The organism is Mycolicibacterium sp. ND9-15 (genome assembly GCF_035918395.1).
In the GTDB taxonomy this organism is placed as follows: domain Bacteria; phylum Actinomycetota; class Actinomycetes; order Mycobacteriales; family Mycobacteriaceae; genus Mycobacterium.
On record NZ_CP142362.1, the window covers coordinates 983,484 to 1,007,702 of the forward strand.

A 24,219-nucleotide genomic window follows, 5' to 3' on the forward strand; every position below is an offset into this window, starting at 1 on the left:
AACGGCTTCGCAGAGGTCCGCGGCGCGCCCGGTCAGGACGTGAGCCCCCTTCGGGTGAACGGCTCGGCCTCGCCTCGCTCGACCGCCTCGTTGTGTTTGGCGGCCGCACGATCGAGCAGTTCTGTGAGGGCCGGTTCGTCACGGACCATACGACGGTACTTGGGGCCCAGCGAGATGATCTGGTCGCGCTCACGAAGCAGCGCCTTGAAGATACGTTCGCGTTCCGCGGCGCTGCGGGTGTACTCCGAGTCGAGGTAGGCCGTCGCGTGCCGACGCGCGTTGGCGATCGCGGTCCGGGCCGCCCCCCTACGGCTGAACAACGATGCGACGATGGTGACGATGAGGATGCCGATGATCACGGAGAGCGAGAGGCCGGTGCTGATCTCGACGACCTTCACGGGTTCCCCGTCGTTGATGAACGGCACGTTGTTCTCATGCAGCGCATGCACAATCAGCTTTACGCCGATGAATCCCAGGATGGCCGCCAACCCGTAGGACAGGTAGATCAGCCGGTCGAGCAGGCCGTCGATGAGGAAGTACAACTGCCGCAGACCCAACAGTGAGAACGCCGTCGCGGTGAAGACGAGGTACACGTTCTGCGTCAGACCGAAGATCGCCGGGATCGAGTCGAGCGCGAAGAGAATGTCGGTGCCGCCGATGGCCACCATCACCAGAAGCATCGGCGTCATCGCCCGCTTACCGTCCACCGTCGTGAAGAGTTTGTCACCGTCGTAGTGGTCGGTGGTGTGGAAGGTCTTCCTGGCCAGGCGAATGACGAAGTTGTCGGCCGTATGGGAGTCGTCGCCGCCCTTGGGCGCGAGCATGTTGCCCGCGGTGAGCAGCAGAACCAGTCCGAACGCATAAAAGACCCAGGCAAAGGTGTTGATCAGCGCGGCTCCGACGAAGATGAGGCCGGTGCGTGCGATCAGCGCGAACACTATGCCGAACAGCAGGACCTTCTGCTGGTCCTCGCGCGGCACCCGGAAGCTGCTGATGATGATCAAGAAGACGAAGAGATTGTCAACTGACAGGGCTTTCTCGGTGACGTAGCCCGCGAAGTACTCCGAGCCGGGTTCAACCCCGCCGAAGATCAGCACACCCACCCCGAACAGCAGCGCGATCCCGACATACGCCGCCGACCAGACCGCCGCCTCCTTCAGGGTCGGGACGTGGGCCTTTCGCACATGGAAGACGAAGTCGAAGGCCAGGAGCCCGGCAATGCCGGCAACCGTCAGCGCCCACACCCATCCGGATATATCCATGCGCCGCTCGCTATTCCTCGTCTGAGACCATCTTGCCCTCCCATCGACGATGGCCTGTAGTAGTAGCTCCAATCGCCGGGCCGAATCTTCGTGTGCTGTTCGCGACCCGCCGTGGTCAACGCGGCCGCCCCGCACACTACGGTTGGTCGAGTTGACGGATCACACGACAGATTGGGGAACGCCGCAGATGACGATCCTGGACCGCTTCCGACTCGACGACAAAGTCGCCGTCATCACCGGCGCATCGTCCGGTCTCGGAGTGTCGTTCGCCAAGGCGTGTGCAGAGGCCGGCGCCGATGTGGTCCTGGCTGCTCGGCGCGCCGAAAAGCTCGAGGCGACAGCCGAACTCGTCCGAGCCACCGGCCGGGGTGCGCTCACCGTCCAAACCGATGTTGCGGATCCCGACCAGTGTGCGGCGCTCGTCGATGCCGCGATGCGGAAGTTCGGCCGTGTCGATGTCCTGGTGAACAACGCCGGTGTGGGTACCGCGGTGCCCGCCGTCCGGGAGACTCCCGAGCAGTTCCGCACGGTGATCGACGTCAACCTGAACGGATCGTATTGGGCCGCTCAGGCGGGCGCGCGGGTGATGCAGCCCGGCAGTTCGATCATCAACGTGTCGAGTGTGTTGGGTCTGACCACCGCGGGACTGCCCCAGGCCGCCTACAGCGCGAGCAAGGCGGCGATCGTCGGGCTCACCCGCGACCTCGCCCAACAGTGGGGTGGACGGAAAGGAATACGTGTCAACGCGCTGGCACCGGGTTTCTTCAAGTCGGAGATGACCGACGAGTACGCGCCGGGATACCTGGACCGCACACTGGCCAGTCGCGTGGTGTTCAACCGGGTGGGTGAGCCGTATGAACTGTCGGCCACGTTGATCTGGCTCGCGTCCGACGCCGGCGGATACGTCACCGGCCAGACCATCGTTGTCGATGGCGGTGTGACGATCACGTAGCGGCAAGTGCGCGGTCATCCTGCTAACGCTTTTCGCTCGCTTTGATCACGAACCGTGAACGAGAGCGCCAGTGCGGCAACGGAATGATTTGATGGCCGAGCGGCGTACGTAGACGTCGGGCCGGAAGGTTGCCTATGGGTTCGCTCGGACCGCCCCATTCGCTTGCTCTGCTGTTCGTCGTCGCCATCGTCGGCGCGGCGAGTGGATTCGCCACATCGACGGCAATGCGGCGGGGCAAGCGACACGCACGGCGCGTCTTCCTACTCGGCGTCCTCTGCGGATTCATGGCGGGTGCGGCTCTGCCGAGGTGGCGTGGGACCCGGAACGTGCTACGGCAAGCGGTCGCCCATGCACTCGCAGCGGCGAACCTTCGTCTCGCACCGTGGCCGTCGCAGCGACGCCGGCAGCCAAGGCGGCTCCCCCGCTGGGCAGGACGCTAGGAGTGTTACGCCCCAGCCGCAACCGATTTCAATAGGGAACTTCTCTCACGTGTGCATCACTCAGGCCAACCCCGCGCCTTCGGTCGCATTTCTTCGCCTCCGCTCCCACGGCCAGGTCATCAGCGCCCACACTGCGACCACGACCGCGGCTTCGGCCAGCAGGTACACCGGCCAAGGCCCGAAGACGTCCAATATGGACGCGGTCGGCGGTTTTCTGTTCAGGTAGCCGTAATTGGTCCCGACGACCGCGTTGAACGTGAACGTCGACGCTGCCCAGACCAGGGTCGTGACGATGGCGAAACGGTAACTGCGCCATCGCGGACGCATCCCGCGGCCCCACGTGAGATAGATGGCCGCCCACACCGCGAGGACGTGAAGGACGAAGAACGTGACGAACAGATGGTGTGGAAAATCCGGAGCGCCTTCTCTGGGTGTGCCGACGTCCGGTGTGACCAACGCCTGCGAGCTGAGCACCAGGCACCAGTAGTACGTCAGCGCGAAGGCCCAATGCCGATGCGACCAAAGCGCATATGCGGCTACCAGCTCCGCGATGTCACACAGCTGGATCGGAACGGACGTCTGGAGGTCTGGCCGGGCCAGTTTGTAGACCAGCGCCACCAAGAAGGCTGCGAGAAGCAGAAGCGCGAAGACGCGAGAGAACACTCGGGCCTGAGCTTCGGTCTGCCGGCGACCGGTCCAGATCAACAGTGCGGCGCCCGCCGCGAAGAGTGCCAGCACCACGAGGTGCGACGGCCCGTACGCCTCGAATTCTCGTTGTGCGTAGAACAAGTCGAGCACCTCCCTGTTCACAGCGCTACTTCAGCGCGGCCGAGGGCCCGGTGGCGAAGTCGTGTCCGCAACCGCGCTGCCATACAGGCCCAGTGACTGGGCCGCCACCGTCGCCAGTTCGCCTTGCAGATCCGAGAGCGGCCGACTACCACGCACATGGATCGCGTTGGTGAGCAAGATGACGAAGGTGTCCGATCCAGGATCCACCCACACGGAGGTCCCGGTGAACCCCGTATGTCCGAAGCTGCCAACGGGAAAGATCGATCCGCGCGGCCGGGAATGACCGGAGTCGATGTCCCAGCCGAGACCTCGCAGGACTTGTCCCCCAATCGCCGGATACTCCGGCGCGAGCCAGGAATTCGGCGTCGCGACGAGGGCATCTCGGGCGGCGACGTTGGCCGCTTGGAGTTGTTGTGCCGAATGTCCGGGCTGCTGCGGAGTGGTCATCAGCTGCAAGGTCGCCTGCGTCAGCGGGAACTTGCTCGGGCGGCCCGCCAACCGGTCGAGCAGCGCCTGCGCATAGGTGCCGATATCGAGCGCCGTGGAGAACACACCGGCATGCCCGGCGACACCCCCCATGCGGCGGGCCGTCGGGTCGTGAACCGTGCCTCGGAGCAGGTAGTCGATATCCGGATTGCTGCCGGGCTGGGCTCTGCCTTCCTCGTCACGCGCTGTCGGCGCGATCCGCGGCAGAAGGCCGGTGCTCCAAGCGTCTGCAGGGCAGGCGGGAAACGCGGGCGGCGCTGACGCAGAAGCCCATGCGATCGCAGCGCCCCTGGTCTTGTGCGGGCCGCACGCTTTGGCGGGCGGAAGGTAGCGGGTGTCTTCCATGCCGAGCGGCGCGAACACCTTCCGCTGGACGTAGACGTCTTCCGGCTCGCCGGTGACCTCTTCGATCAGCATCCCGAGCAGGATGAAGTTGATGTCGGAGTAGCGGAACACCTCGCCGGGGACCGACTGCAGCGGCGTAGCGAGCGCACGACGGACGCCTTCAGCGCTGTCGGCGCCGGCCAGTCCCCACGGATCTCTGAGGTCGATATCCCCCGCTATCCCTGAAGTGTGCGTAAGCAACATGCGGACCGTCACCTCGGCGCGCTGCGGGTCATCCGCACTGTTGAAGCGCGGCAGATACCGCTGCACTGGATCGTCGAGCCCGACCTTGCCCTGCTCGTACAGTTGCATGACCGCTGTCGCCGTGGCGAGGGGTTTCGTCAGCGACGCGACGTCGAAAATCGTGTCCTCGGTCATCGGCTCGGCAGGCGCAGGCGCTCCGTCCAACGCCGGTTCGGTTGCCAGCCTTCGCGAACCGTATGCCCGCTGAAATACGATCTCGCCGCCGTGCCCGACCGCGACCACGGCGCCGGGCATTCTGTTTGCGGCGACGGCGTCGTTCATCAGGCGGGAAACCGCCGGAAGGTCGGGGGTAGGCGTGCGAGCCGGGGCCGCAGCGGGCGGCGGCGCCGGCGGACCGGGATTGGCCGCCGGATGGTCGGCACGGCCACACGCGGGAGCCGCTGCGAGTGTGAGCAAGACCGCCGCAACGGCCATGGTCCTCCGCATAGACCGTGTGCCGAGCGTGGCTGTTCGGTCTGCTGGCATACCACCTCGTCGTGCGCGTGCAACGCCGCAACGTCCAGCTGCGGGCCGGCCACCAGCATAGGCGGAAGGCGCTTCGGCCAAGAGGAATCCGCCGACCGGCATCCGCGCAGGCCTGCTGTTGTTACCATCGCGCCGTGCCCGACTCCCCCGCGCCCTTCCGCAGCGGCGGGTGGCCCGCTCGTTCACGGCGCGATGTTCTCAAGTACGCCGTCGCGGCACCGTCGCTCGTGCTTCTCGGGGCGGCGGCGGCGACGCTTCAGGGACAGCAGGCCCGCGCCGCCCCGCTGAGGCTGGTCGATTTCGCTCACCGAAAGGTCCCGGCGGATCAGCTCAAAGCGGCGGGCTTCGACGGCGCGCTTGTCTATGTCTCCGAACTACGGCCGGGCGCGGACTTCGACTTCAAACCGGTGACCCGCGAGTATGCCGAATCGCTGCGCGCCGAGGGCCTGCATGTCGTCAGTTGCTACCAGTACGGCAAGCCCGGATGGCCGACGCCATCGGATTACACCCGCGGGTACGACGGCGGCGTGGCGGATGCCCGGACGGCCCTTCGGTTGCACGGCGCGGCGGGCGGTCCGGACGGGGCGCCGATCTTCTTCAGCGTCGACGAGGATATCGACCTCGACACCTGGCGAAACGTTGCCGTCGAATGGTTCCGAGGGATCAATTCTGTGCTGGGCGTCGACCGCACCGGCCTCTACGGGCACTCGAGGGCGTGTGCGTGGGCGATCGGCGACGAGGTCATCGGACGCTCGACCAGCGACGGACACTGGTGGGCCTGGCAGACCAAGGCATGGTCCGGTGGTGAGCGGGAGCCACGGGCAGTGCTGTATCAAACCGTGGTGATCGGCGGGTCCGAGGCCGGTGTACCCATCGGGGACACGCACGTGGACGTGGACGAGGTCCTCGCGCCCGATTTCGGCCAGTGGGACCTCGACAGAGGCGCAACATCGCGCGCCGAATCGGCGCGGGAGCCTTCGTAGTCGGCCCGCATTTACTACCCTGCTGACATGCCGGAGCGCGACCCGCCCGGGGGGACGGTCACCAAGCTGGCCTTGTGCTGCGTTCTGGCGGGCGTGCTGTTGGCTGCGCTCATGTTTCCGATCGCGGGCGGGTTCGGATTGTTGTCGAATCGGGCCTCGGACGTCGTCGCCAACGGATCGGCGCAACTGGTCGAAGAAGACGTTCCCCAGGTGACGACGATGGTCGACGCTTCAGGTAAACCGATCGCCTGGCTGTACACCCAGCGCCGGTTCGAGGTGGCGAGCGATCAGATCGCCAACACCATGAAACTGGCGATCGTGTCGATCGAGGACAAGCGGTTCGCCGAGCACAGTGGCGTGGATTGGCAAGGCACGCTAACCGGTTTGTCCGGCTACCTCTCGGGCAACCTCGACACCCGGGGCGGTTCGACCATCGAACAGCAGTACGTGAAGAACTTCCAGTTGCTGGTGACCGCTCAGACGAACGCCGAGCGGCGGGCTGCGGTCGAACTGACGCCGGCGCGCAAGCTCCGTGAAATGCGGATGGCATTGACCCTCGACAGGACGTTCACCAAAGCCGAGATCCTCACCAGATACCTGAACCTGGTCGGATTCGGCAACGGGGCTTTCGGGGTTCAGGACGCGGCGAAGACCTACTTCGGGATCAACGCATCACAGTTGAACTGGCAGCAGGCGGCGTTGCTGGCAGGGCTGGTTCAGTCGCCCACGTCGCTCGACCCCTACGTCAATCCGCAGGGTGCATTGCAGCGTCGGAACCTGGTGTTGGACACCATGATTCAACACCTCCCTCAGCATGCCGACGAACTACGCTCCGCCAAGTCAGCTCCGCTCGGCGTGCTGCCGCGGCCCAACCAGTTGCCAGGCGGATGCATCGCCGCCGGCGACCGCGGTTTTTTCTGTGAGTACGTGCTCGCCTTTCTGGCGCGCGCCGGCATCGGGAAGGAACAAATCGCCCGCGGCGGCTACCTGATCCGCACCACCCTGGATCCGAGGGTCCAATCCTCGGTCAAACAAGCGATCGACAAGGTTGCGAGCCCAACGCTGCCGGGAATCGCCAGCGTGATGAGCGTCATTAAGCCGGGCAGAGATTCACATCGCGTTCTGGCGATGGCCAGCAATCGTCGGTACGGCCTCAACCGGGATGCTGGGGAGACGGTCCAACCGCAACCGTTTTCGCTCGCCGGCGACGGAGCGGGATCGATCTACAAGCTCTTCACCACGGCCGCGGCGCTGGAGATGGGCATGGGCATCGACTTTCAGCTGCCCGTGCCGGGGTTTTTCCAAGCCAGGGGGCTGGGCAGCAGCGATACGCCCGGTTGCCCCAAGGAGACCTGGTGCGTGAGAAACGTAGGCAACTACCGCGGATCGATGAACGTCACCGACGCATTGGCCGCCTCGCCCAACACCGCGTTCGCCAAGCTGATTCAGCAGGTCGGGGTGCCCCGCGCGGTCGACATGGCCGTTCGGTTGGGGCTGCGTTCGTACGCGGTTCCGGGAACGGCACGCGCTTACGACCGGACGAGTAACGAGAGCCTGGCCGACTACATCAAAAGACAGAATGCCGGGTCATTCACGCTGGGGCCGTTTCAGCTCAACGCGCTCGAGCTGTCGAACGTGGCGGCGACCCTGGGCTCTGGCGGCATGTGGTGCCCGCCCAACCCCATCGACAAGATCGTCGACCGCCACGGCAACGAGGTGACGTTCACCGCGGAAAAGTGTGACCAGGCAGTGCCGACGGGACTGGCGAACACGCTCGCGAACGCGATGAGCAAGGATGACAAAGGCGGCGGGACGGCCGCGGGCGCGGCCGGTTCGGTGGGATGGGATCTGCCGATGTCGGGTAAGACCGGCACGACGGAATCGCACCGGTCCTCGGGCTTCGTCGGCTTCACCAATCAGTACGCGGCGAGTGTCTACATCTTCGACGACTCCAACGAGCCGTCGGGGATCTGCTCGTTCCCGCTGCGCAAGTGCTACAGCGGTGACCTGTACGGCGGCAACGAGCCGGCGCGCATCTGGTTCGAGGCGATGAAGCCGATCGCCAACGACTTCGGTGAGGTGCATCTACCACCGACCGATCCGCGTTACGTCGAGGGCGCACCGGGTAGCGAGGTGCCCGACGTGTCCGGCATGAATGTCGACCGGGCCCGTCAGCGGCTGCGGGACGCCGGATTCCAGGTCGCCGAGAAGACGACCCCGGTCAACAGCACGGCCTCCTACGGTGCCGTGGTGGGAACGACGCCAAGTGGCCGCACCATCCCCGGTTCCATCGTCACGATCAACACCAGCACCGGGATTGCACCCGCGCCGCCGCCCCGTCCGGTGGAACCGCCGCCGCCGTCGTCGCCTGGCGCACCGCCGAATGCTCCACCGCCGCCTCCACCGGATCCGATGGTCGTGCAGATTCCGGGACTGCCGCCGATCATTCTCGGACCCGCGCCGCCACCACCGCCTCCGCTACCGCCACCACCCCCACCGCCGGCGTAAAAGGCTTCGGCGGGCCTCGCTGAGCGGTCTACTCGCGCGAGAGTTGGTCGGAATCGGCGAACAACAGGGTGCCCTCGTCAAGCCGTACCGCCCACCGACGGGCGGGATCGGCGAAATGGTTGGACCCGATGTCCACGGAAACGGCCGTCATTTCGCCGAAGTCCTCAACAATGACGCCACGCGCCTCGGTGTCCGTAGCTCGGTTGACGACGACGCGTGCCTCCACCGCCAGCTCCGAGTCGTGGTCCTGCTCCGGGCCGTCGACGCTTTGGTCGGCCATTGTTCTCCCCCTGACGCCCGTCAAGAATCAGCCAGGAGGTCAGTGAACCACGATCCTCGGCATCTGTGCTGCGGAAACCGTAATATCTCGGGTGTATTGGCCGTCAGGCCCGCTCACCGAGCCACTCCGTGACCGAGCGGAGTGTCTCAGGGATCTGCTCGACGATCTGGCGGCCAAAAAGGCTCTCGAGTTTGCCGCCGACGAGCGGGACTTTGACCTTGATCGTCGCGTTGCAATCGAGACGCTCCCCGTCGCGCGCAGGGGCGATCAATATGGTGCTGCGCCCGGAGCCTGGGGCCCCGTGGGCCTTCACGTGGAATTCTCCACGCATCGAGTCCCCGCGGTCCACGGCCCACGTTTCGTTTTGGACGAGTTCAAGACCCCGGGGATAGAGCTTCCCGAAGGGCGGGGGTAAGACAACGTCTCGCAGGTTCTGGACGACCGTCACCCGCACCGTGCCGCCTGCGTCCACGTCGAATGACCGGAGTTCAACCGTTTCACTGTGAGGCGCCAACCGCGCCAACCAATAGTCCCGCTCGCAATACACGGCGTGCATCTGTTGGATGCTGATCGAAGATTCGACGGTGCAGTCGAACGACTTTGCCATGCCGAGAGGTTATCGCTTTCTGCTGGGGTGCGAAGGTCGGTCTACCCGAAAGTGGAACTCTGCCCAGCTCAGATGTACATCGCCGGGTCGATGTACTCGGTGGGGTCCACGTTCGGCTCCCGTTGCTTTGCGGTGCGCGGGCGAACGACCGCGGGAATACCGGTCGCGATCGACTCTGGAGCGATGTCGTGCGTGACAACGGAATTCGCGCCGATCGCACTGTCATCGCCGACGACCACCGGTCCGATGACCTTGGCGCCGGCGCCGACGGTCACCCGGTTACCGATCGTCGGATGCCGCTTGCCCTTGTTCATCGACCGGCCGCCGAGCGTCACGCCGTGGTAGAGCATGACGTCGTCGCCGATCTCGGTGGTCTCGCCGATCACCACGCCCATGCCGTGGTCGATGAAGAACCGGCGCCCGATCGTCGCACCCGGATGGATCTCGATGCCGGTCAAGAACCGCGTCAGCTGCGCGAGTACCCGCGCGACGCTCCGCAGCCGGTCATGCGCCCACAGCCGGTGGGCCAGGCGATGGGACCAGATCGCATGCAAGCCGGAGTAGACGATCAGGTTCTCGAGATCGCCGCGGGCAGCCGGGTCATGGCGGCGCGCGTTCTCGAGATCCTCGCGCAACCTGGACAGGAACGTCACCGGCTCACTCCCGAATGTGCTCGAACAGCGGGGTGGAGATATAGCGTTCGCCGAAGTCGGGGATGATCACCACGATGAGCTTTCCCGCGTTCTCGGGCCGCTTGGCGAGTTCGAGGGCGGCCCAGACGTTGGCCCCCGCCGAGATTCCGCCGAGGATGCCCTCCTCGGTTCCCAGCGCGCGGGCCACCCGGATCGAGTCGTCGAACTCCGCGTCGATGATCTCGTCGTAGACGTCGCGATCGAGCACCTCGGGGACGAAATTCGGGCCGAGCCCCTGGATTTTGTGGGGTCCGGGATCGCCGCCGTTGAGGATCGGGGAATCCTTCGGCTCGACACCGACGATCTGCACGCCGGGCTTGCGCGCCTTGAGGATGTGACCGACCCCGGTCAGCGTCCCACCCGTGCCGATACCGGCGACGAAGATGTCGACCGCGCCGTCGGTGTCCGCCCAGATCTCCTCGGCCGTCGTCTTCTCATGGATTGCCGGGTTGGCGGGGTTGGCGAACTGGTCAGCAGCCACCGCATTGTGTGTGTCGTCGATGATCTGCTTCGCGCGTGCCACCGCCCCGGCCATACCTTCCGCGCCCGGGGTGAGCACGATCTCGGCGCCGAAGGCGCGTAGCATCACCCGGCGTTCGGTGGACATGGTGTCGGGCATCGTCAGGATGACCTTGTAGCCGCGGGCAGCCCCGATCATCGCCAGCGCGATGCCGGTGTTCCCACTCGTCGCCTCGACGATGGTGCCGCCGGGCCGCAGCTCGCCCGACTGCTCGGCGGCATCGATGATCGCCGCCGCGATCCGGTCCTTGACGCTGCTGGCCGGATTGTAGAACTCGAGTTTCGCGAGGACCTGCGCGTCGAGTCCCCCGGTCAGCTTGTTCAACCGCACGAGCGGTGTCCGTCCGATCAGTTCGGTGACGTCGTCGTAGATCTGGCCCACAGAGTGTCCCCTTCAGGTCTATCCGTTATCTGTCCCGCCGTCGGCGATGCGGCGCGCCGTGCGGAGGAACGTGTCTCGCGTCGAAGTGTCGTAGAACGCGAACGACGGCCGCGCAGTGGCCTTTAGTAGCCTACGCAGGCTCGCCTGCGCACAGTGGTGGCGGCTATACACCGCGTTGCTCGTTCGCTCTGACAGCGAGCGTTCGAGTACGGAAGAGCCCTCGAAGTACCGGGAAGTCACGGGCGGTGCGCTGGTGGCAAAGAGTGCGACCGGCACAGAAGCGACTTCGCTGGACTCGGAGATCAGGTCCGGGCAATATTCGGTGCGCAACGACCAGCAGTTGGGCTGGCCGGTCAGGCACTCACGGAAGGTGCGAAGACGATGAAGTTGAGCACACGAATCGCCATGGCACCGGTTGCAGCAGTGCTAGCGGTCTGCAGCGCAGGCATCGCGTCCGCCGAGCCGACTGTCGCGCAGTTCGGCGCGGCTCAAGAACTTAACGATGGCGGCGTCACCATCGCCTACGCCATCGACGAATTCGAGCCCAGCGATGACACCGTCGATTTCGCGGTCCAAGGTGAGCTGTGGGAAGCAGACATCACCGTCAAGGCCGTCCAAGGCACCGTCATACCCGTTATCCCGTTCTTCAACGCCCGCTCCGCCGACGGCCAGAACTACCGCGTGCTCTACCAGGTCGTCGGAGAGGAATCCGTGAGGGGGGCCACCCTGAGCCAAGGGGCAGAGGCCCAAGGCAACCTTTACTTCGACGTGACCGGCGCGAGCCCCACCCGGGTGGTGTACAACGACGGCGTGCAGGATCGCCTCGTCTGGGAGTGACGCGTGGGGGAAGTCGACGGCCTCGATCGGGCCCTCGCAGCGGACCAGGCGCGCATGCATACGCTGCACAACCGCTGACGGACGACGGGAAGGCTCTCACCGCACCGCTGCTGATTCCTCGGCCCAAAAAAGGGCCGCATCTCTGCGGCCCTTCTAGTGGAGCTGCCGGGAATCGAACCCGGGTCCTACGGCGTTCCCTCAAGACTTCTCCGTGCGCAGTTCGCTATGCCTCTACTCGGATCTCCTGATCATGCGAACAAGTCAGGATGACGATCCCAGTCGCTGTTTGGTGTCCCGATGAGTCCCGCGACCGAACTCACCGGTGGATCCCTCTAGCTGATGCCAGACACCGGGTCGAGGGAACTCCCGGGCTGACAGACTAGCTGTCGCTTAAGCAGCGAGAGCGTAGTCGCGCTGATTGGAATCGGCGCTTAATTGGTTGCAACGACGCTTACGGTGGTCTCTTGCCTGCACCGGCACGCTTCCCTTGATTCGACGCTCGAAGTCGAAACCGTTCAGCCCCCTGTTTACTTATCGAACAACGTGCCCGCCGGCCTGCGGCAGGACATTTCATCCTACGCGAGTTGTAACAGGCGAGGCCATCGATTTCTTCCTGGGTCGCCACGTCAAGTACGCCGCGGCCTCCCGCAGGGTCGACAACCCGGAGTTACTCGGCGACCTGCCCGATCTGAACATCGCTACCGGGTTGTCCCACGGTAAAGCTCAGATCACGTAATTCAGGTGCTCGACGACTCGCTTCCCAACCGACTCGTCGCCGCCGTAGACGATGGCGTCGGCATGCTGGGCCAACGCGGTACGCCCACCGGCCAGACGTGCGAACAGTAACGCGTCGAGGGTGATCGTCGCCGTGGGTTCCTCGTCACCGAAGTCGTCGACCACCGCGCCACGGCCCTCGACCGCGACGTTGATCGTCCTCCCCAACGGCCCGGTCAGCACGATCGATACCCGAGAACCGTCGGGCGCCCGACCCAGCTTGCCGACCACGAAGCCCATGCTGGCCGCCATTTCGTCCAACGCGAGTTCCGCAGGCGCACCGGCCGGGTTCGCGGCGGGTAGCTCCATCGCGTCGCGGATGTCGTGCTCGTGCATCCAGCAGTCGAAGACGCGCACCCGCATGAAGCGGCCGTAGCTGTCCGGGCCCGCCGGCGTCGCGGTGATCGCGTTCCAATCGGAGTCCGGCATCGCAGCCAGTGTCTGTTGCCGCTGCGCGGTGATGGTCCGGTACGTGTCCAGCAGTTCGTCGGCGGGAAGGCCGCGAAGCGTGCGCACCCACCGCTCGTTCAGCACGCCGATGTCGTTGCGGACGTGCTCGAGCGTCGAGACGTCGACATCGGCGTCCGGCGTGCCCACGCCCTGCAGCATCGACTCGGTCCCGACCACGTGCGCGACGACGTCGCGCACGGACCATCCGGGCAGCGCGGTCGGCGCCTGCCACTGGTCGTCGGCCAATCCGTCGACCACGTCGCCGATGGCGTCCCACTGCGCGAACAAGGCGTCGAGCACTGTTGTCTTGTCCAAGCGAGTGACCAGCCGAGTCATCTCAGACGCCCAACGCCGGTCCGATCACCAGATTCCACGACTCCCTCATCTCCGAGTCGAACAGCCCCCAGGTGTGAGCTCCTTCGGGCCGTTCGATGTACGTGATCGGCACGCTGGCGGCCTGCGCCGCGTCCCTGAACTGGCGGCTGCAGTCCAGTGTGATGCCCTCGACGAGGAGCCCGCCGGCGGGGGTGGGAAAGTCCGGAGGAAGGTTGTCGACCGCGCCGACGCCACCTGCCGACGCGGCCACGTACACCGCTACGCCGTTGAGCTTTCCGGCGTTCAGCGAAGGGTCGTGCGCGCGCCACTCGGGGCTGCCCTCCGGCCCCCACATGTTGGTGGCGTTGCCGCCCCCGCCCAAGACGGTCAGCACCGTCTGGGTGTACTGCTTGCCCTGCGACGTTGCCGGACAGCCGCTGTACGAGCCGGCGGCCTTGTACAGGCCGGGTGCCTGGATGGCGAGGTCGAGCGCCGAGCCGCCGCTCATCGACAGTCTAGCGATCGCGTTGAGGCCGTTGCTGTTCAGCTCCTGATCCATCAGCGGCGGCAGCTCCTGCGTCAGGTAGGTCTGCCATTTGTTGCGGCCGAGCGCGGGGTCGTCGGCGATCCAGTCGGTGTAAAAGCTCGACCGCCCGCCGATCGGCGACACCACGTTGACCCGCTTGTCGCCGAAGAACTCCGGGATGTTGGTCAGGCCGAACCAGCCCTTGTCGTCGACGCCGCCGTCGGCGCCGTTGAGCAGATAGAAGATCGGCGCCTGCACGCCGTCCGGCGCGCGGAACACGTCGTTGACGATGATTTTGTCCATCGACGGGGAGAAGACCGAGATCTTCTGCCAGCGATCGGTGACCTGTTCGACGCCGGTGATGTGTGCACCGCCGGGGGCGGTGTCGGGTTGTGCGCTTGCCGGCGCGGCCGTCAGCGTCAGCCCCGAGACCATCAAGGTGATTGCGGCGACGACGATTCCACTCTTCAGTTTGAGCACCCCGTGATGCTAGCCATGTTCAGTTCGCGAGCGACCGCATTTGTACGCGCGATCGCGGCGTGTCGATGTGCAGACGCGGTCGCTGGCGGCGGGTGGGAGTCAGCCCGCCGCGATCATCGCTACGGCGGCCAGCGCCAGCGCCATTCCGAGTGCCTGCCCGCGTGACACCCGCTCGCGCAGCACCACGATCGCCAGCAGCACCGTCGCCGCCGGGTACAGCGACATCAGCACGCCGGCGAGCGACAGCAACGACGCCTGCAGCGCCAGCAACATCGCGATGTTCGCGCCGACGTCGAGGAATGCCGCCAGCACCGCCAGCTTCAGCGGCGTGCCGGATGGCGGCCGCAGATTGCAGCTCAACAGCGCGATGACGATCACCAGAGCCGTCGCCGACGCGCGGGCGAACACCAGCGGCCACAGTCGCGCCTCCACCGGCGCCTGGTCGATCAGCACGAAGTTCAACCCGAAGGCGACGCCGGAGCCGACCGTCAGCCACGCCACCGTCGCGGTGAACCTGTGCGTGGTCACGTCCTCGTCGGTGGCATCGCGGCTGACCAGCACCACCGCGATCAACGCCAGCACGACGCCGATCCCGGCGACCAGGCCGGGCCGCTCCCCCAACGCCAAGCCGACACCGACCGGAATGCCCGCGACCAGGATCGCGGTCAACGGCGACACCACCGAGATCGGCCCTGAACCCAGCGCGGCGTAGAACCACCACACCCCGAACGCCTGCGACACCCCGCACAACACGCCCCAGAGAACCGCGCCCTGCGACACGTCGCCGCCGACCACCGCGGCCACCACCGCGAGCAACACCATCGCGATCGGATACGAGACCAGCACCACCCGCAGCGCGGCCACCCGGCGGGAGGCCAACCCGCCCACGAAATCACTGATCCCGTAACCCAGCGCCGACGCCAGCGCCAGCGCCACTCCGATCAGGTCATGCCCTTGGCGCGGCGGCCCAACTCGCGGGTGATCTCCCGTTGCGCATCGCGGCGTGCCAAGTCCTGGCGTTTGTCGCGGGCCTCTTTACCGCGGGCCAGCGCCAGTTCCACCTTCACCTTGCCGTCGGAGAAGTAGAGCGACAGCGGCACCAGGGTGAGGTTGCCGTCCCGGATCCGGCCGATCAGCTGATCGATCTGCCTGCGGTGCAGCAGCAGTTTCCGGTTGCGCCGCGGCGCGTGGTTCGTCCAGCTGCCGTGGTGATACTCGGGGATGTGGACGTTGCGCAGCCACACCTCACCGTCGTCGACCGTGGCGAACGCGTCGGCCAGCGACGCCTGCCCGTCACGCAGGCTCTTCACCTCGGTGCCGACCAGCTGGATGCCCGCCTCGAAGGTCTCCAAGATCGAATAGTTGTGCCGGGCCTTGCGATTCGACGCGACGATCCTGTTGTTTCTGGACCGTGCGGGGTCCGCCTTCTTGGCCACCGCTACCTTCGGATGTAGAGCCGAAGTGTGGCGTAGGCGGTGATTCCGGACATCGCCAGACCCAGGAACAGCATCAACGGAGCGCTGAAGTACAGCACGTCGGCGTAGTCGACCTTGGCGATCAGGTTGGCCTGATAGAACTGGTTCAGCGCGTTCTCCAGGAACAGCGCCCGCACCAGTATCAGCCCGATGATCGCGATGACCACGCCGATCAACGCAGCCAACATCGCCTCCACCAGGAAGGGCAACTGGGTGTACCAGCGGCTGGCCCCGACCAGTCGCATGATGCCGATCTCGGTGCGTCTGGTGTACGCCGCGACTTGAACCATGTTGGCGATCAACAGGACCGCGCCGATCGCCTGTACCAACGCCACCGCGAACGCGGCGTTACTGATCCCGTCGAGCACCGCGAACAACCGGTCTATCAAGTCCTTCTGGTTGAGCACGTTGAGCACGCCGGGCTGACCGACCATCGCCTCGTCGAAGTCCTTGTGCTGCTCGGGATCGTCGAGCTTGACGACGAACGACGCCGGGAACGCGTCGCGCCCGGCGACGTCCTTGTATTGCGGGAACTTCTTGATCGCGTCGTCGTAGGCCTCGTCGCGGTTGAGGAACCGCACCGAGCGCACGTCGTCGCGGTCCTCGATCTGCTGGCGCAGCGCCTTGCACGGATCGGCATCGCACGACGGGTCGTTGGCCGAGACGTCGTTGGTCAGGAAGACCTGGCTCTCGACGCGATCCAGATAGATGTTGCGGGACTGGTCGGCGAGCCGGACGACGAGCAGGCCGCCGCCGAACAGGCCGATCGAGATCGCGGTCGTCAGGATCATCGCCACGGTCATGGTGACGTTGCGACGAAACCCGGTGAGGACCTCGTTGATGAGGAAGCCGAAGCGCACTAGCGATCCATTCCGTAGACGCCGCGCTGCTCGTCGCGAATCAGCCGGCCGAGTTCGAGTTCGACGACCCGCTGGCGCATCGAGTCGACGATGTGGTGGTCGTGGGTGGCCATCAGCACCGTGGTTCCGGTGCGGTTGATCCGCTCGAGCAGATCCATGATGTCCTTGCTGGTTTCGGGATCCAGGTTGCCGGTCGGTTCGTCGGCGAGCAGCACGAGGGGCCGGTTGACGAAGGCCCGGGCGATCGCAACGCGCTGCTGTTCGCCGCCGGACAGTTCGGCGGGCAGCCGGTTGGCCTTGCCCGACAGGCCGACCATCTCCAGCACGTCGGGCACCACCCGGTTGATGGTCTCGGCACGCTTGCCGATGACCTCGAGCGCGAACGCGACGTTCTCGAAGACGGTCTTCTGCTGCAGCAGCCGGAAGTCCTGGAACACGCAGCCGATGACCTGGCGCAGGCCGGGGATGTGGCGGCCGGGCAGCTTGTTGACGTGGAACTTCGAGACCTGGATGTCGCCGTGGGTCGGGGTCTCCTCGGCCAGCAGCAGCCGCATGAACGTCGACTTGCCCGAACCCGACGGACCGATGAGGAAGACGAACTCACCCTTGTCGATCTTGACCGAGACGTTGTCGAGCGCGGGCCGCGCAGACGACTTGTACTGCTTGGTCACGTTGTCGAGGGTGATCATCACGGCACGCCAGTGTAGCGGGGCAACGGCGGTGCCCTAGCTGGGCGGAGTCGTGGTCGTGGTCGGCGGTACCAGTTGCGGCACGTCCGGCAGCAACGACGGCGACTCGGTCGTCGTCGGTGTCGTCTCCGGTGAGCCGTCCGGTTCGGTAGCGGGCGTCGGAGTCGGACTCGTCGTGGTGGTCTCGGTCGTGGTGGTCGTCGTCGGGGTGGTCGTGGTGGTCGTGTACTCCGGTTCAGTGGTCCGTCGCACATTGGTGCGCGGCACCCACGTGTATTGCGGGTCGGGTACGAAACCCGGCGGTACCACCTGCGGCGCCGCCGGCGGTTCCTGCGGCGGCGGTTGGTACACGTTGTTCAACCACACCAGGGCGACGAACGCGACGAGCAGCGTGGCCGTCGACGTGCGGATGCGACCGCCGAACAGGTGGCCCGGGATGCGGAACCTACTCGCCGTCACCGGATCTCCGGGCTTCGGCGGTCTGCTTGTCGAATTCAGGGTCGCGGGTCGCCGCCGACTGCGGCATCGCGCTGGCGACCGGCGTCGCGTCGGCCGGGTTGACCACCCCAGCGGTGGCCAGCGCGTGAAGAACCAGCACGCGCAAGCGCCTGCCGGCCTCGAACTGCTTGCCCGGCAGGGTGCGCGCGACCATGCGCAGGTTGACGTTGTCCAAACCGATGTTCTCCACGCCCATGAGCGATGGCTCGTCCAACAACAGATCCTTGAGCTGACGATCCTCCATCGACTTGCCACCCACCTCGTGCAGCAGTTCGTTGACGCGATTGAGATCGGCGCTCACCGGAACGGGGATGTCGATAACCGCACGCGCCCAGTCCTTGGACAGGTTCAACGACCGGACGATGTTGCCGTTGGGGACGGTGTAGACCTCACCCTCGGCGGTGCGCAGCTTGGTCACCCGCAGCGTGACCTCTTCGACGGTGCCGACCGACTCCTCCGATGCGCCCACCATGCTCAACTGCACGAGGTCGCCGAATCCGTACTGGCGCTCGGTGATGATGAAGAAACCGCTGAGCAGGTCCTGCACCACCTTCTGGGCACCGAAGCCCAGCGCGGCACCCAGCACGGCCGCCGGCGCCACCAGAGAGCTGATCGGCAGGTCGAGGACATCGGTGATCTGTGCCGTCACCATCACAAAAAGCAGCACGATCGCGACCCACGAGATGACGTTCGCGACCGCCTGACGGTGCTTGGAGGCCTCCGACCGCACCAACCTGTCGCCGGACTGGAAACTCTCCTCCAGCCGCCGAGTGACGCGACGCGCCGCCCAGTTGATGAAGCGGGCCGCCAGGATCGCGCCGATCACCAGCAGCGCGATATTCAGTCCCTTGGTGAGGAGCCACTCGCCGACCCCCCGATGCCAGAAGTCATGCCAGGCGTCGACCGGCGAGACGGCGAGGATGCTATTCGCCATCTTGGCTCTTGCGCCAACGGATGCCGGCTTCCAGGAAGCCGTCGATGTCGCCGTCCAGCACCGCGGCCGGGTTCCCGACCTCGTACTCGGTGCGCAGATCCTTGACCATCTGATAAGGGTGCAATACGTAGGACCGCATCTGGTTGCCCCACGAGCTGCCGCCGTCGCCCTTCAGCGCGTCCATCTCGGCGCGTTCCTCCAAGCGCTTGCGTTCCAACAACTTTGCCTGCAGAACCCGCATCGCCGAGACCTTGTTCTGCAGCTGCGACTTTTCATTCTGACAGGTCACCACGATGCCGGTCGGGACGTGGGTGAGCCGAACCGCGGAGTCGGTGGTGTTGACCGACTGCCCGCCCGGCCCGCTGGACCGATACACGTCAACACGCACGTCGCTTTCCGGGATGTCGATGTGGTCGGTGGTGTCCACCACCGGCAGCACCTCGACGTCGGCGAACGACGTCTGCCTGCGGCTCTGGTTGTCGAACGGGCTTATCCGCACCAGCCGGTGGGTGCCCTGCTCGACCGAGAGCGTGCCGTAGGCGAACGGCGCGTGCACCGCGAACGTCGCGCTCTTGATGCCCGCCTCCTCGGCGTAGGAGGTGTCGAACACCTCGACGGGATAGTTGTGCTGCTCGGCCCACCGGATGTACATCCGCATCAACATCTCGGCCCAGTCCGCGGCGTCCACCCCGCCCGCGCCCGAGCGGATCGTGACGACGGCCTCGCGCTCGTCGTACTCGCCGGACAGCAGGGTGCGGACCTCCATCGCCTCGATGTCCTCGCGCAGCTTGGCCAGCTCCGCGTCGGCTCCTGCGAGTTCGTCGGAGTCGCCGGCTTCGGCAGCCAGTTCGTAGAGCACCGGCAGGTCGTCGAGGCGCTGCCGCAGTTCCTCGACGCGCCGCAACTCGCCCTGGGTGTGCGACAACTCGCTGGTGACCTTCTGAGCCCGCGCCTGGTCGTCCCACAGATTCGGGTCGGACGCTTCGTGCTCGAGCTTTTCGATGCGACCGCGAAGGCCCTCGACGTCGAGCACCCGCTCCACCGTGGTGAGAGTGGAGTCTAGGGCGGCGAGGTCGGCTTGACGGTCAGGATCCACGGGAGTTCAGGTTACCCGTGGGCGGATCGGCGCCGGTTCTCACGACTGGCGGCAACGAACGCGGTGCGCGATCTAGCATCGGGGGGTAACCGGCCCGGCCCCGCGCGACAGCCTCCGCGCGAGTCCAGCCAGCAACCGAAGGCTTCAACAAAAGGTATCCATGCGCCCTTACCACGTGGCAATCGTCGGCTCAGGCCCCTCGGGTTACTTTGCCGCGGCGTCGTTGCTCAAGTTCGCCGATTCTCAGGAGTCGCAAGGCGGCGCCGGCCAGAAAACAGATGTGCGCGTCGACATGCTCGAGATGTTGCCGACCCCGTGGGGGCTGGTGCGCTCCGGTGTGGCGCCCGATCATCCCAAGATCAAGTCGATCAGCGCGCAGTTCGAGAAGACCGCGCTGGATCCGCGGTTCCGGTTCTTCGGCAACGTCGCCGTCGGTGAGCATGTGCAGCCCGCCGAACTGGCCGAGCGCTACGACGCGGTGGTCTACGCCGTCGGCGCGCAGTCCGACCGCGCCCTGGGCATCCCCGGGGAGGACCTGCCGGGCAGCGTCGCCGCCGTCGACTTCGTCGGCTGGTACAACGCCCACCCCCACTTCGAGGAGTGCGCGCCGGACATCTCCTGCGGGCGCGCTGTGGTGATCGGCAACGGCAACGTCGCGCTCGATGTCGCGCGGATCCTCGTCACCGACCCCGATGTGCTGGGTGCGACGGACATCGCCGACCACGCGTTGAAGTCGCTGCACGACCGCGGTGTGGAGGAAGTCCTCATCATCGGCAGGCGGGGGCCGCTGCAGGCGCCGTTCACCACGCTGGAGTTGCGCGAGCTCGGCCAGCTGGAGGGGCTCTGCGACGTGGACGTGATCATCGATCCCGCCGACTTCGCCGACATCACCGACGAGGACCTCGAGGCGGCGGGCAAGACCGTGCGCAACAACATCAAGGTGCTGCGCGGGTACGCCGAACAGACACCGAAGAACGCCAAGCGGCGCATCGTGTTCCGGTTCCGCACCTCGCCGATCGAGATCAAGGGCGACGGCCGCGTGGAATCGATCGTGCTCGGACGCAACGAGTTGGTCGACGACAACGGCCACATCGCCGCCAAGGACACCGGCGAGCGCGAGGAGGTGCCCGCGCAACTGGTGGTGCGCGCCGTCGGTTATCGCGGTGTGCCCACGACCGGTCTGCCGTTCGACGAGCGCAACGGCACGATCCCGCACACCAAGGGCCGCATCGAGGGAAGCCGCAACGAGTACGTCGTCGGCTGGATCAAACGGGGGCCCACCGGCGTCATCGGCAGCAACAAGAGCGACTCGCAGGAAACCGTCGACACGTTGCTCGCCGATCTGTCCGGCGCCCAGTTGTCCGAATTCGCCGACGACCATTCCCAGCGGCTGGCGGAGTGGCTGGTCGAGCGGCAACCCAAGGTGGTCACAGACGACCACTGGCGGGTGATCGACGAGTACGAGCGGTCAGCCGGTGAACCGCACGGCCGGCCGCGGGTGAAGCTGACGAGCGTGGCGGAGATGTTGCGTATCGGGCACGCTTAGCCCCTTCGGCGCTCGATATCGCGCTGAGGGCTGCGATTCCCGCGGATCAACGACCCGGTGTGCAATCTCACGAGTAGGGTGCCGGAGGCGGTGGCGGTGCTTGGGGCGGTGCGAACCGCCAGTTGTCCGGGTTCTTCGGCGAGTACACGACCGGAAGCAACTGGCCCATCGCCGGCCAATCGTTGACGTCCACTTCGAGGCGCTGATAGACGACGTGCTCGTTGACCGTCGGACCGTTGATGACGCCGGTGATGGTCACGTATTGCGGCCCGGCGACGTCTGTGGGCCGGGGGCTGACGCCGGTGACCAGCAGCTGACCGGACGGCCACTCGGCGGGGACGCCGCGGCGCCGCATCAGCATCGGTCGGGCCAGCAGTATCAGCGCACCGACCAGCAGCAGTATCACCGTCAATTCCCACACACCGACATGGTAGGACGACAGGCATGGTTTCCCTGGCGGACGATCTGACGCTGGCACTTGCCCTGGCCGACGACGCGGATGCGCAGACGACGGCCCGATTCGGCGCGCTCGACCTCGTCGTCGAGACCAAACCCGACCTGACCCCCGCCACCGATGCCGACCTGGACGTCGAATCGATGATTCGCAGCCGGTTGGACCGTGCGCGTCCGGACGATTCCGTGTTCGGCGAGGAGTTCGGCGGCACGAAGGCGTTGGTGGGCAGGCAGTGGGTCATCGATCCGATCGACGGCACCAAGAACTTCGTCCGCGGAGTGCCGGTATGGGCGACGTTGATCGCGTTGTTGAACGACGGCGTTCCGGTGCTTGGTGTTGTGAGTGCGCCTGCGCTGCAACGTCGTTGGCGGGCGGCTACCGGCTTGGGCGCGTTCGCGCGGGTAGCCGGGCAGGCGGAGCGGCGCCTGAGCGTGTCCAAGGTCGACGAGCTGGGGTCGGCGAGCCTGGCCTTCTCCAGCCTCTCCGGCTGGGCCACGCGAGGGCTACGGGAGCGCTTCGTCGCACTGACCGACGACGTGTGGCGGGTGCGCGGATACGGCGACTTCTACAACTACTGCCTGGTCGCCGAGGGGGCCGTCGACATCGCGATGGAGCCGGAGGTGTCGACGTGGGATCTGGCGCCGCTCGATGTCCTGGTGCGTGAGGCCGGCGGTCGGTTCACCAACCTCCTCGGCGAACCCGGGCCCCACGGCGGCAGCGCGGTGGCGACCAACGGCCTGCTGCACGAGGCGGTGCTCGCTCGCTTGCGCTGATACCTTACTCTGGAGTCAGTTCGGCGAACCCGAACGTCCCCCACCAAGCGAGGCAGCAGTCGACATGACCAGACCCGCGCCGTCGAAAAGCGGATCCAAGCGACATAAAAGCGGCAGAGAAAGCGGCAGAGAAAGCGCCGTCGGCCTGAAGAAACACAAGCGCAGTGCGATCGATCTCGGGATCGCGCTGGTCACCCCCCTGGTCGGCCAGGAGTTCCTCGACCGCCACAACCTGCGCGACCCACTCAACCGCGGCCTGAAGTACGGCGTCAAGCAGGTTTTCTCCGTCGCAGGCGCGGCGAGCCGCCAGTTCAAGCGCGTCGCCGGCAGCCAGGCCGGTCCCACAAGGCTGAAGAAGAGCGGTTCGGACTACTTCGACCTCACTCCCGACGACGAGCAGCAGATGATCGTCGAGACTGTCACCGAGTTCGCCGAGGAGGCCATTCGTCCGGTGGCGCGCGAGGCCGACGAGTCCGCCCGCTACCCCGGGGACCTCGTCGCCAAGGCGTCGGAACTCGGCATCACCGCGATCAACGTGCCGGAGGACTTCGAGGGCATCGCGGCGCACCGGGCGGCGGTCACCAACGTGTTGGTGGCCGAGGCGTTGGCCTACGGGGATATGGGGCTTGCGCTGCCGATCTTGGCCCCCGCGGGTGTCGCGTCGGCGCTGACGCACTGGGGCAGCGCCGATCAGCAAGCCACCTACCTGAAGGAGTTCGCCGGCGAGAACGTGCCGCAGGCGTGTGTGGCGATCGCCGAACCGCGTCCGCTGTTCGATCCGACCGCCTTGAAAACCACCGCCGTACGCACCCCCAGCGGTTACCGCCTCGACGGCGTCAAGTCGCTCGTGCCGGCCGCGGCGGACGCCGAACTGTTCATCGTGGCGGCGCAGCTTAACGGCAAGCCGGCGCTTTTCATCGTCGAGTCGGCATCGAAGGGGTTGAGCGTCACGCCCGACCCCGGCATGGGTATTCGCGCCGCGGCGATAGGCCAGGTCGCCCTCGACGGGGTCACCGTGCCGCTGTCGGCCCGACTCGGCGAGGACGGCGCGACCGACGACGACTACTCGGAGGCCCTTGCGTTGTCGCGCCTCGGCTGGGCGGCGCTGGCCGTCGGCACCTCACATGCGGTGCTCGACTACGTCGTCCCATATGTCAAGGAGCGGCAGGCTTTCGGCGAACCGATCGCGCACCGTCAGGCGGTGGCGTTCATGTGCGCCGACATGGCGATCGAGTTCGACGGCCTGCGGTTGATCACGTGGCGCGGGGCATCACGCGCCGATCAAGGCCTGCCCTTCGCCCGCGAGGCGGCGCTGGCCAAGCGACTGGGCACCGACAAGGGCATGCAGATCGGCTTGGACGGCGTACAGCTACTCGGCGGCCACGGCTACACCAAGGAACACCCGGTCGAACGTTGGTATCGCGATCTGCGCGCCGTCGGCGTTGCCGAAGGTGTCGTGGTCATCTAGCAGTCATCTGGGTCTTACGAGCGGAAGTCGA

24 protein-coding genes and 1 other RNA gene are annotated in these 24,219 nt (G+C 66.1%); 7 read left to right on the forward strand and 18 right to left on the reverse strand.

The features are described from left to right. Nucleotides 1-32 precede the first annotated feature (32 nt). Nucleotides 33-1,262, reverse strand: a complete 1,230-nt coding sequence (locus QGN32_RS04810; protein WP_326547508.1) for a TerC family protein — start codon at nucleotides 1,260-1,262, stop codon at nucleotides 33-35. 187 nt (nucleotides 1,263-1,449) lie between these two features. Here QGN32_RS04810 and QGN32_RS04815 point away from each other — a divergent pair, with 187 nt between their 5' ends. After that, entirely contained in the window at nucleotides 1,450-2,214 is a 765-nt protein-coding gene (locus tag QGN32_RS04815; RefSeq protein WP_326547509.1) for an SDR family NAD(P)-dependent oxidoreductase, read from the forward strand. A 500-nt stretch (nucleotides 2,215-2,714) separates the two neighbouring features. Here QGN32_RS04815 and QGN32_RS04820 read toward each other — a convergent pair whose 3' ends face one another. Both QGN32_RS04820 and QGN32_RS04825 read right to left on the reverse strand, forming a co-directional pair. Continuing rightward, entirely contained in the window at nucleotides 2,715-3,452 is a 738-nt protein-coding gene (locus QGN32_RS04820) for a YwaF family protein (protein ID WP_442791822.1), read from the reverse strand. A gap of 21 nt (nucleotides 3,453-3,473) precedes the next feature. After that, on the reverse strand, nucleotides 3,474-4,991 hold the full coding sequence (locus tag QGN32_RS04825; protein ID WP_326547510.1) for a serine hydrolase domain-containing protein: 1,518 nt from the start codon (nucleotides 4,989-4,991) through the stop codon (nucleotides 3,474-3,476). A 185-nt stretch (nucleotides 4,992-5,176) separates the two neighbouring features. On the opposite strand from QGN32_RS04825, the gene QGN32_RS04830 reads away from it, so the two are divergent. Together QGN32_RS04830 and ponA2 are read left to right on the forward strand one after the other, a co-directional pair. Then, the gene (locus QGN32_RS04830; RefSeq protein WP_326547511.1) at nucleotides 5,177-6,025 is read left to right on the forward strand and encodes a DUF1906 domain-containing protein; all 849 of its coding nucleotides are present in this window, start codon (nucleotides 5,177-5,179) and stop codon (nucleotides 6,023-6,025) included. 27 nt (nucleotides 6,026-6,052) lie between these two features. Continuing rightward, nucleotides 6,053-8,533 carry a transglycosylase/D,D-transpeptidase PonA2 gene (ponA2, locus tag QGN32_RS04835; RefSeq protein WP_326547512.1) on the forward strand — a complete coding sequence of 827 codons (2,481 nt, stop codon included), beginning with the start codon at nucleotides 6,053-6,055 and terminating at the stop codon, nucleotides 8,531-8,533. Nucleotides 8,534-8,561: 28 nt separating this feature from the next. Here ponA2 and QGN32_RS04840 read toward each other — a convergent pair whose 3' ends face one another. From QGN32_RS04840 to cysK, 4 genes are all read right to left on the reverse strand, one after another. Beyond that, a complete protein-coding gene (locus tag QGN32_RS04840) occupies nucleotides 8,562-8,813 on the reverse strand; it encodes a hypothetical protein (protein WP_326547513.1) in 252 nt (83 codons plus the stop codon). A gap of 103 nt (nucleotides 8,814-8,916) precedes the next feature. After that, nucleotides 8,917-9,420: a DUF2505 domain-containing protein gene (locus QGN32_RS04845; RefSeq protein ID WP_326547514.1), complete on the reverse strand. Its 504-nt coding sequence runs from the start codon at nucleotides 9,418-9,420 to the stop codon at nucleotides 8,917-8,919. Between the two features lie 68 nt (nucleotides 9,421-9,488). Continuing rightward, nucleotides 9,489-10,073, reverse strand: a complete 585-nt coding sequence (epsC, locus tag QGN32_RS04850) for a serine O-acetyltransferase EpsC (RefSeq protein WP_326547515.1) — start codon at nucleotides 10,071-10,073, stop codon at nucleotides 9,489-9,491. Between the two features lie 4 nt (nucleotides 10,074-10,077). Further along, nucleotides 10,078-11,013, reverse strand: coding sequence for a cysteine synthase A (cysK, locus tag QGN32_RS04855; protein WP_326547516.1), 936 nt, complete (start codon nucleotides 11,011-11,013; stop codon nucleotides 10,078-10,080). Nucleotides 11,014-11,394: 381 nt separating this feature from the next. Here cysK and QGN32_RS04865 point away from each other — a divergent pair, with 381 nt between their 5' ends. Beyond that, the gene (locus tag QGN32_RS04865; protein ID WP_326547517.1) at nucleotides 11,395-11,850 is read left to right on the forward strand and encodes an MPT63 family protein; all 456 of its coding nucleotides are present in this window, start codon (nucleotides 11,395-11,397) and stop codon (nucleotides 11,848-11,850) included. 154 nt (nucleotides 11,851-12,004) lie between these two features. Here the strand turns inward: QGN32_RS04865 and ssrA are convergent. The 10 genes from ssrA to prfB form a co-directional block, all read right to left on the reverse strand. Continuing rightward, nucleotides 12,005-12,373: a transfer-messenger RNA gene (gene ssrA / locus QGN32_RS04870) on the reverse strand. 200 nt (nucleotides 12,374-12,573) lie between these two features. Beyond that, on the reverse strand, nucleotides 12,574-13,410 hold the full coding sequence (locus QGN32_RS04875) for a maleylpyruvate isomerase family mycothiol-dependent enzyme (RefSeq protein ID WP_326547518.1): 837 nt from the start codon (nucleotides 13,408-13,410) through the stop codon (nucleotides 12,574-12,576). A gap of 1 nt (nucleotide 13,411) precedes the next feature. Then, nucleotides 13,412-14,395 (reverse strand): alpha/beta hydrolase, encoded by a 984-nt coding sequence (locus tag QGN32_RS04880; RefSeq protein WP_326547519.1) that lies wholly within the window; start codon nucleotides 14,393-14,395, stop codon nucleotides 13,412-13,414. Nucleotides 14,396-14,494: 99 nt separating this feature from the next. Next, nucleotides 14,495-15,340 carry an EamA family transporter gene (locus QGN32_RS04885; RefSeq protein WP_500862310.1) on the reverse strand — a complete coding sequence of 282 codons (846 nt, stop codon included), beginning with the start codon at nucleotides 15,338-15,340 and terminating at the stop codon, nucleotides 14,495-14,497. Then, nucleotides 15,337-15,831 carry an SsrA-binding protein SmpB gene (gene smpB / locus QGN32_RS04890; RefSeq protein WP_326547520.1) on the reverse strand — a complete coding sequence of 165 codons (495 nt, stop codon included), beginning with the start codon at nucleotides 15,829-15,831 and terminating at the stop codon, nucleotides 15,337-15,339. Before smpB ends, QGN32_RS04885 begins: the two co-directional genes overlap by 4 nt. A gap of 2 nt (nucleotides 15,832-15,833) precedes the next feature. Further along, a complete protein-coding gene (gene ftsX / locus QGN32_RS04895; RefSeq protein ID WP_326547521.1) occupies nucleotides 15,834-16,730 on the reverse strand; it encodes a permease-like cell division protein FtsX in 897 nt (298 codons plus the stop codon). Then, the gene (gene ftsE, locus QGN32_RS04900) at nucleotides 16,730-17,419 is read right to left on the reverse strand and encodes a cell division ATP-binding protein FtsE (RefSeq protein ID WP_326548936.1); all 690 of its coding nucleotides are present in this window, start codon (nucleotides 17,417-17,419) and stop codon (nucleotides 16,730-16,732) included. The genes ftsX and ftsE overlap by 1 nt, the downstream gene beginning before the upstream one ends. A gap of 36 nt (nucleotides 17,420-17,455) precedes the next feature. Beyond that, entirely contained in the window at nucleotides 17,456-17,878 is a 423-nt protein-coding gene (locus QGN32_RS04905) for an Rv3103c family proline-rich protein (protein WP_326547522.1), read from the reverse strand. Further along, on the reverse strand, nucleotides 17,865-18,851 hold the full coding sequence (locus tag QGN32_RS04910) for a mechanosensitive ion channel family protein (protein WP_326547523.1): 987 nt from the start codon (nucleotides 18,849-18,851) through the stop codon (nucleotides 17,865-17,867). The genes QGN32_RS04905 and QGN32_RS04910 overlap by 14 nt, the downstream gene beginning before the upstream one ends. Further along, nucleotides 18,841-19,947, reverse strand: a complete 1,107-nt coding sequence (gene prfB / locus QGN32_RS04915) for a peptide chain release factor 2 (protein WP_326547524.1) — start codon at nucleotides 19,945-19,947, stop codon at nucleotides 18,841-18,843. Before prfB ends, QGN32_RS04910 begins: the two co-directional genes overlap by 11 nt. Before the next feature lie 160 nt (nucleotides 19,948-20,107). On the opposite strand from prfB, the gene QGN32_RS04920 reads away from it, so the two are divergent. Further along, nucleotides 20,108-21,493 carry an FAD-dependent oxidoreductase gene (locus QGN32_RS04920; RefSeq protein ID WP_326547525.1) on the forward strand — a complete coding sequence of 462 codons (1,386 nt, stop codon included), beginning with the start codon at nucleotides 20,108-20,110 and terminating at the stop codon, nucleotides 21,491-21,493. 67 nt (nucleotides 21,494-21,560) lie between these two features. Here the strand turns inward: QGN32_RS04920 and QGN32_RS04925 are convergent, their stop codons facing one another. Next, on the reverse strand, nucleotides 21,561-21,914 hold the full coding sequence (locus QGN32_RS04925) for a hypothetical protein (RefSeq protein ID WP_326547526.1): 354 nt from the start codon (nucleotides 21,912-21,914) through the stop codon (nucleotides 21,561-21,563). 23 nt (nucleotides 21,915-21,937) lie between these two features. Between QGN32_RS04925 and hisN the strand changes: the two genes are divergently transcribed. Next, the gene (hisN, locus tag QGN32_RS04930; protein ID WP_326547527.1) at nucleotides 21,938-22,720 is read left to right on the forward strand and encodes a histidinol-phosphatase; all 783 of its coding nucleotides are present in this window, start codon (nucleotides 21,938-21,940) and stop codon (nucleotides 22,718-22,720) included. A 64-nt stretch (nucleotides 22,721-22,784) separates the two neighbouring features. Continuing rightward, nucleotides 22,785-24,188: an acyl-CoA dehydrogenase family protein gene (locus tag QGN32_RS04935; protein WP_326547528.1), complete on the forward strand. Its 1,404-nt coding sequence runs from the start codon at nucleotides 22,785-22,787 to the stop codon at nucleotides 24,186-24,188. Nucleotides 24,189-24,219: the final 31 nt, after the last annotated feature.

Bases quoted from the DNA above. Each gene is read 5' to 3' on its own strand.
- QGN32_RS04825 (WP_326547510.1), bottom strand. From the start codon at position 4,991: ATGGCCGTTGCGGCGGTCTTGCTCACACTCGCAGCGGCTCCCGCGTGT.
- QGN32_RS04810 (WP_326547508.1), bottom strand. From the start codon at position 1,262: ATGGATATATCCGGATGGGTGTGGGCGCTGACGGTTGCCGGCATTGCC.
- ftsE (WP_326548936.1), bottom strand. From the start codon at position 17,419: ATGATCACCCTCGACAACGTGACCAAGCAGTACAAGTCGTCTGCGCGG.
- QGN32_RS04875 (WP_326547518.1), bottom strand. From the start codon at position 13,410: ATGACTCGGCTGGTCACTCGCTTGGACAAGACAACAGTGCTCGACGCC.
- hisN (WP_326547527.1), top strand. From the start codon at position 21,938: ATGGTTTCCCTGGCGGACGATCTGACGCTGGCACTTGCCCTGGCCGAC.
- QGN32_RS04840 (WP_326547513.1), bottom strand. From the start codon at position 8,813: ATGGCCGACCAAAGCGTCGACGGCCCGGAGCAGGACCACGACTCGGAG.
- QGN32_RS04865 (WP_326547517.1), top strand. From the start codon at position 11,395: ATGAAGTTGAGCACACGAATCGCCATGGCACCGGTTGCAGCAGTGCTA.
- QGN32_RS04920 (WP_326547525.1), top strand. From the start codon at position 20,108: ATGCGCCCTTACCACGTGGCAATCGTCGGCTCAGGCCCCTCGGGTTAC.
- QGN32_RS04815 (WP_326547509.1), top strand. From the start codon at position 1,450: ATGACGATCCTGGACCGCTTCCGACTCGACGACAAAGTCGCCGTCATC.
- QGN32_RS04935 (WP_326547528.1), top strand. From the start codon at position 22,785: ATGACCAGACCCGCGCCGTCGAAAAGCGGATCCAAGCGACATAAAAGC.
- QGN32_RS04910 (WP_326547523.1), bottom strand. From the start codon at position 18,851: ATGGCGAATAGCATCCTCGCCGTCTCGCCGGTCGACGCCTGGCATGAC.
- ponA2 (WP_326547512.1), top strand. From the start codon at position 6,053: ATGCCGGAGCGCGACCCGCCCGGGGGGACGGTCACCAAGCTGGCCTTG.
- QGN32_RS04845 (WP_326547514.1), bottom strand. From the start codon at position 9,420: ATGGCAAAGTCGTTCGACTGCACCGTCGAATCTTCGATCAGCATCCAA.